This is a genomic window from Enterocloster sp. 210928-DFI.2.20 (genome assembly GCF_020554465.1).
Classification (GTDB): domain Bacteria; phylum Bacillota; class Clostridia; order Lachnospirales; family Lachnospiraceae; genus Enterocloster; species Enterocloster bolteae.
Genome location: NZ_JAJCHK010000110.1, coordinates 1 through 432, shown reverse-complemented (window position 1 = coordinate 432; position 432 = coordinate 1). Strand labels below are relative to the sequence as shown.

Below are 432 nucleotides of genomic sequence, written 5' to 3'. Positions count from 1 at the left end.
CCTGGATGACCTTAAGACCAGTGTGGTGGAAGTACATCTGTGGGAACCAGTTGAATCAGCGGAAGGTACCTATGTGGCGTATAAGGAAGATGCAATCATTGAAGTGTCCAGCTATGGCGGAGATACCACTGGGTATCAGATTCCATTTAATGTGCACCACACTGGAAACAGGGTTAAGGGTAAGTTTGTACTTGCTACAAAGACGTTTACAGCAGATGCATGAAGAACGGAGCCAGCGGCGGCTGTGCCGCTGGCAGAAGTCAAAGAGGAGGTAAAACCTGATGGCAAAAAAAATGAAGAGCCTGTTGTTTGATGATGGCTATGAGAGCTTCACGGTAAATGACGACCCGACGCGGATTATCCGGTTCAACCCGGCAGACCCGGAAATCATCAACCGTGTGCTGGATGTACAGAGACATTTTAAGGATTACA

General features: G+C 47.9%; 1 pseudogene. It reads left to right on the top strand.

What is annotated here, in order from left to right:
• Positions 1 to 223 (top strand): annotated as a pseudogene (locus LI015_RS29140) (hypothetical protein); the annotation flags it as partial.
• Between the last annotated feature and the right edge of the window lie 209 nt (positions 224 to 432).